General features: G+C 71.1%; 4 protein-coding genes. 2 read left to right on the forward strand and 2 right to left on the reverse strand.

All coding sequences use genetic code 11. The features are described from left to right. The first annotated feature begins 293 nt into the window (after positions 1 to 293). Both FMEAI12_RS13155 and FMEAI12_RS13160 read left to right on the forward strand, forming a co-directional pair. A complete protein-coding gene (locus tag FMEAI12_RS13155) occupies positions 294 to 1922 on the forward strand; it encodes an alkaline phosphatase (RefSeq protein ID WP_112106248.1) in 1629 nt (542 codons plus the stop codon). 210 nt (positions 1923 to 2132) lie between these two features. Beyond that, entirely contained in the window at positions 2133 to 3083 is a 951-nt protein-coding gene (locus FMEAI12_RS13160; protein WP_020458539.1) for a diacylglycerol kinase family protein, read from the forward strand. A gap of 40 nt (positions 3084 to 3123) precedes the next feature. Here the strand turns inward: FMEAI12_RS13160 and ctaD are convergent, their stop codons facing one another. Both ctaD and FMEAI12_RS13170 read right to left on the reverse strand, forming a co-directional pair. Continuing rightward, complete coding sequence (gene ctaD, locus FMEAI12_RS13165) at positions 3124 to 4809, reverse strand: cytochrome c oxidase subunit I (protein ID WP_112106246.1); 1686 nt, start codon at positions 4807 to 4809, stop codon at positions 3124 to 3126. 215 nt (positions 4810 to 5024) lie between these two features. Then, on the reverse strand, positions 5025 to 5654 hold the full coding sequence (locus FMEAI12_RS13170) for a DUF6758 family protein (protein WP_071059329.1): 630 nt from the start codon (positions 5652 to 5654) through the stop codon (positions 5025 to 5027). Positions 5655 to 6146 lie beyond the last annotated feature (492 nt).

Here is a 6146-nt window from a genome sequence, read left to right on the forward strand (position 1 = left end):
GCCCGAGGGGGAGGCCACCACGAATCACAGTTGATCGCGGTGTCCCGCGGAACACCCGAGCCCCCGCGGGCCGTGGTCACCACAAACCACAGTCGACCGCGAGGCTCCGCGGAACACCCGAACCGGACATGACACACCGCGCAGTAGATCAATCTTCGCGAAACTGGCTGTAAGCGTTTATCTGCCAGATCGACCGGAATGGTCTGCCGATCGTCGCCCCCCGTTCACCCCACTGTGGTGTGATCAGGGCCGTGACGCGGGACGAATACTCACCCGTGCCCGTGCCCGCGCCCATGCGGCCGGGCCGGCGGGCGGTGCTCCTCGGCGGGATCGGCGGCCTGGCCGCGGCGGTCGTCGGCGGCTGCGGCGGTGGTTCCGGGCCGGCGCCGTCCCCCGCGCCGACCCTGCGCGCGCCGACCCCCATCCCGGGGATCCGCGACGGGGTCTTCTCACTCGGCGTGGCCAGCGGCGACCCGCTGCCCGACGGGGTGATCCTCTGGACGCGGCTGGCGCCGGAACCGATGGCCGGTGGGGGCATGCCCAGGCGCGACGTCGAGGTCGACTGGCAGGTCGCCCGGGACGAGAAGTTCGCGGACGTCGTCCGTGCCGGCACCCAGCTCGCCACGACGTCCTTCGCCCATTCGGTCCATGTGGACGTCCGCGGCCTGGAGCCCGGGCGGGACTACTACTACCGGTTCCGGGCGGGCGACGTCCTCAGCCCGGTCGGGCGGACCCGTACCGCGGCCGCGCCGGGTTCGCCCGGCGGTGAGCTGTCCTTCGCGCTCGCGAGCTGCCAGGACTTCCAGAACGGCTACTGGCCCGCCTTCGACGCGATCGCCGGCGACCGCCCGGACCTCGTCCTGCACGTCGGGGACTACATCTACGAGTACGACCCCGACAGCAGGTACCCCGACCGCCGGCACACCACCCCCGAGAAGCCGGGGCTCGACCAGCTCCAGACCCTCGCCGACTACCGCAACCGCTACGCGCAGTACAAGTCCGACCCCGCGCTGCAGGCCGCTCACCACGTGGCCCCCTGGGTCGTCGCGTGGGACGACCACGAGGCCGAGAACAACTACGCCGGCCTGGTCGACGAGAGCGGCGACACCGGCCCCCGGCACCAGGACCCGCAGGTCTTCGCCCGGCAGCGGGCCGCGGCCTACCAGGCGTACTACGAGCACATGCCGATCCGCGCCGAGCTCGACCCGGGCTCGCCGGACCTGCGGATCTACCGTCGTCTCACCTTCGGCGACCTGCTGACGCTCAACGTGATGGACACCCGCCAGTACCGGACCCCGCAGCCCGGGTCACCGCCGGACGGGATCGGCGCCGTCCGGCTGGGCGACGACAACACCGCCGGGACCATGTCCGGCACCGCCCAGGAGGCCTGGCTCGTCGACGGCCTGCGCACCTCCCGGTCGCGCTGGAACGTCATCGCCCAGCAGACGATGGCCGCCCAGCTGCACGGCCAGCTGCCCGGTTCCGAGGTGCTCACCAACCTCGACCAGAACGACGGTTACGTGCCCTACCGGACGCGCCTGCTCTCGGCCGTGCGCGACACCCGGGTCGCCAACCCGGTGCTGCTCGCCGGGGACATCCACTGCGCCTGGGTGAACGACCTGCGGGTCGACTTCGACCGCCCGGAGACCCCGGTGATCGCGACCGAGTTCGTCTGTACGTCCATCAGCTCGGGCTTCTTCCTCGTCAGCGAGGATTTCGTCCGGGAGAACAACGCGCGGCTCAACCCGCACGTGCGCTATTTCCGCGGTGACCTCCGGGGCTACACCCGCGTCACCGTGACACCCGACGAGTGGCGCGCCGACATGCGGGTCGTCGAGACGATCGCGAAGCGGGACGCCCCCGCGTCGACCGACGCGACCTGGGTCGTCGAGGCCGGGAGGCCCGGCGCGCAGGAGGCCTGAGCCTGCACCGGCGACGAACAGCGGCTTTTGAAGGTCAGGCGCCAGGTCCGGCACCGGGGGTCCGGCACCGGGGTCCGGTACCGGACCTGGCGCCGGGGCGGCGCCAGCTGGCCGCCACGGATCAGCCGGGGCCGGCGGTGGGGTCGCGGACGGCTGGTGGCCGTAGGCTTTGCCGCGGCCGGCAGGGCGTCGGCGGGGAGGGAACGACGGATGACCGAGCCGGGCACGGCCAGCAGCAGCACCGCAGCGCGGGCCGAGGTGCCCGACGCGGCGGTGGACCGTTCGAGGCTCACCGTCGTGGTCAACCCGAAGGCTGGCGGCGGCCGGGCGGCGAAGGTCCTCGACGGCGTCCGCGCGGCGCTCGCCCGCTGGGCCGAGGACGTCTCCGTCGAGACGACGAAAAGCCTCGAGCACGCCGAGGAACTAGCCCGCTCGGCCGTCGCGGCGGGACGGGTGACCGTCGCGCTGGGTGGTGACGGCCTGGTCGGCAGGGTGGCGGGCGCCGTCGCCCGGTCGGGCGGCGTGCTCGCGGTGCTGCCCGGCGGCCGGGGCAACGACTTCGCGCGAGGACTGGGCATCCCGCGCGATCCGGCACTCGCCGCGACCGCGCTCGTCGCGGCCGTGGAGCGCAGGGTGGACCTGCCGGAGGCGAACGGGGTGCCGTTCGTCGGGATCGCCAGCCTCGGGTTCGACTCCGACGTCCAGGTGATCGCGAACCGGACGACCTGGCTGTCCGGCCAGAGCGTCTACACCTACGCGGCGTTGCGCGGGGTGGCGGCCTGGAAGCCGGCCCGGTTCACCGTGACCATCGACGGCGAGCCGCCACTGGAGCACGTCGGGTGGACGGTCGGCGCGGCGAACGGTCCGTACTACGGCGGCGGGATGAAGTTCGCCCCGGACGCCGACATCGCCGACGGCCGGTTGGAGATCGTCCTGGTCGCGCGCACCGGGCGGTTCACCTTCCTTCGGTTGTTCCCGCGTATCTTCTCCGGCCGGCACGTCGAGGTCCCCTACGTCCAGGTGCGGCGGGGCGAGCGGCTCGTCGTGGACGCGGACCGCCCGTTCCAGGTCTACGCGGACGGCGACCCGATCGCCGACCTCCCGGCCGAGATCGTCGTCCGGCCCGGGGCCCTGCGCCTGCTCACGCCGCCCCAGGCCTGACCTGCCCTGACCGTGCCCGCGGGCGGCCGGCGGGCGAGGGCTAGCGCAGTTCGGGGGTGGCGTGGTAGTCGGTGACGCCGGCGACCTCCGGGTAGTGCAGGTCGAAGGCGGGGCGCTCGGAGCGGATGCGCGGCAGCTGGTGGAAGTTGTGCCGGGGCGGCGGGGAGGACGTCGCCCACTCGAGGGAGTTCCCGTACCCCCACGGGTCGTCGACGACGGCGAGCCGGCCGCGGCGGTAGGAATTCCACACGTTGTACATGAACGGCAGTGTCGAGACCCCGAGCAGGAAGCTGCCGGCGGTCGATACCGTGTTCAACGTGGTGAATCCGTCGCCCGGCCCGTAGTCGGCGTACCGCCTGGGCATTCCCTGCATGCCCAGGTAGTGCTGCACCAGGAACGTCAGGTGGAAGCCCAGGAAGACGGTCCAGAAGTGGATCTTTCCGAGCCGGTCGTCCATCATCCGGCCGGTCAGCTTGGGGAACCAGAAGTACGTGCCGGCGAACGCCGCGAAGACGACCGTCCCGAACACCACGTAGTGGAAGTGGGCGACCACGAAGTAGCTGTCGCTGACGTGGAAGTCGATCGGCGGGCTCGCGAGCATCACCCCGGTCAGCCCACCGAGGAGGAACGTCACGAGGAACCCGAGGCAGAACATCATCGGGGTCTCGAAGCTCAGATTTCCCCGCCACATCGTCCCGATCCAGTTGAAGAACTTGATACCGGTCGGGACGGCGATCAGGAACGACATCACGGCGAAGAAGGGCAGCAGTACCGCGCCGGTGACGAACATGTGGTGTGCCCAGACCACGATCGACAGGGCGCCGATGGCGATGGTGGCGAACACCAGGCCCTTGTAGCCGAAGACCGGTTTCCGGGAGAAGACCGGGATGATTTCGCTGATGATGCCGAAGAACGGCAGGGCGATGATGTAGACCTCGGGATGCCCGAAGAACCAGAACAGGTGCTGCCAGAGGATGGCGCCGCCGTTCTCCGAGTCGAACACGTGGGCGCCGAAGCGCCGGTCGGCCTCCAGCGACAGCAGGGCCCCAGCCAGCACCGGGAACGCGACGATCACCAGCACGGACGTCACGAGGAACGTCCAGCAGAAGATCGGCAGGCGGAACATCGTCATACCGGGGCCGCGCAGGGTGAGTATCGTGGTGATCATGTTGACCGCGCCGAGGATCGTCCCGAGCCCGGAGACGACGAGGCCCAGGATCCACATGTCCGCCCCGACCGACGGGCTGAACGTCTTGTTGTTCAGTGGGGCGTAGGCGAACCAGCCGAAGTCCGCGGCGCCGTCCGGGGTGAGGAAGCCGGCGACGACCATCAGCCCGCCGAACAGGAAGAACCAGTACGAAAGGGCGTTGAGCCGGGGGAAAGCGACGTCCGGCGACCCGATCTGCAACGGTACGAGGAAGTTCGCGAAGGCGAACGCCAGCGGCGTCGCGAACATCAGCAGCATGAGCGTGCCGTGCAGGGTGAAAAGCTGGTTGTACTGCTCGTTCGAGAAGTACTGCAGACCCGGCCGTGCCAGCTCGGCACGCATCATCATGGCCAGGATCCCGGCGAGGACGAAGAACCCGAACGACGTCACCGTGTACAGGACGGCGATATCCTTGTGCGAGGTGGTGCGAAGATATCCCAGCATGTTCGTGCGTGGCCGGGAGTGTCCGGCTTCCGCGTGTTCGACGGCGTGGCCGGACGGCTCGCGCAGAATAGTCACTCCGGCTCCCGGTTCTGACCTGTCGAACGGGCGGGAGCCAGAATCGTAGCGCGATGAAAGGCGCCGCATGCTCGATTTCGAGGCCAGCACCGGCCGATGTCGCTTCCGCGCTCCGACTCCCCGACTCGCCGGCGTCGGACCCGGATTCCAGACGCCCTGCTGCCCGGCGCCCCGGCACGTCACGGGCAACGGCCTGCCGGGGCGTCGGCGCGAGGTCAGCGGATCGACAGGTGCGAGCCCGCCGCGCCGAACAGCAACTGGTCGACCAGCCGCGGATCGTCCCGCAGGTCCTCCATGACGAGGTGCTCGAGCAGCAGCAGCGCCGCGTCCGCCGGCCACAGCACGCACCACAGCCAGACGCCCAGCGCCTCCCCGACGAACGCCGCCCGATCGGGTGGTGCGGCAATGGGCCAGAGCGCCGTCGGGTGCCCCGCCGCCTCGATCTTGGCCTCGGGCACCTCGTCGAGGCGCTCCGGGTCCGGCACCACCAGCCCGGCCAGCCGGCTGCCCAGGCCCACCCGCGGTGTCTCGGCCACCAGCACCATCTCGGCCGGCCCGCCAACCGGCGACGGCCCGCTCGCGGCGAACGCGGTCGCGTGCGGGCCGGTCCGCTCGTCACCCGCCCAGCCCACGCCGCTCACAAACCAGTGGACCGGCATCGGGGACGGCAGCCAGACCGGCACCTGGCTGGTCCGCCCCAGGTTCCGCAGCACCTGCTCCCGCGAGGACCGCGCCTCGTGGAACGGTTCGACATCGCCGTGCGACTCACACCGCCACCTGTCACTCCACAGGTCCGGCGGCGCCAGGCCGCCGAGGCAGGCCGGGCACACCGGCGGGGTGGTCACCGCCCGCCGCCGGGCGACGTGGGGCCGGGCGACCCCCCGTCCCCGGGCGGCCCGTCCCCGGAGGACCTCTCCCTGAGCGACCCGTTCCCGACTGACTCGTTCCTGGGGGACCTGTTCCTGAGCGATCCGTTGCCGGGGATCTTCCTGGGGGATCTCCCGGGGGGCCCTTCCAGGGGTGACCCCTTCCCGGGCGATTCGGTCTCCTGGCGACCGATGGTGCGAGCTACGACATTGGGAGCCACAGTCATCCTCCGCCTCCACGTGCGGCTGGTGGACGATTGATGCCCAGCCAGCCCTGTTCTGATGCTTGGCCCACGGGACTTGTCCACCTCGGTGGCAGATGTCGGTCGACCCGCCCAGGCGATGGGCGGGGACGTCGCGCCAGGCCGTGACACAGCAGTCGCCGCCGGCATCCCGGCGACCGGCCGGCATCCGACGCCCGTCAGGCCACCTGCGGGGGGATGTCAGTGGGTCGGCGGCAGACTGTCGGGC

The organism is Parafrankia sp. Ea1.12 (genome assembly GCF_900465275.1).
Classification (GTDB): Bacteria; Actinomycetota; Actinomycetes; order Frankiales; family Frankiaceae; genus Parafrankia; species Parafrankia soli.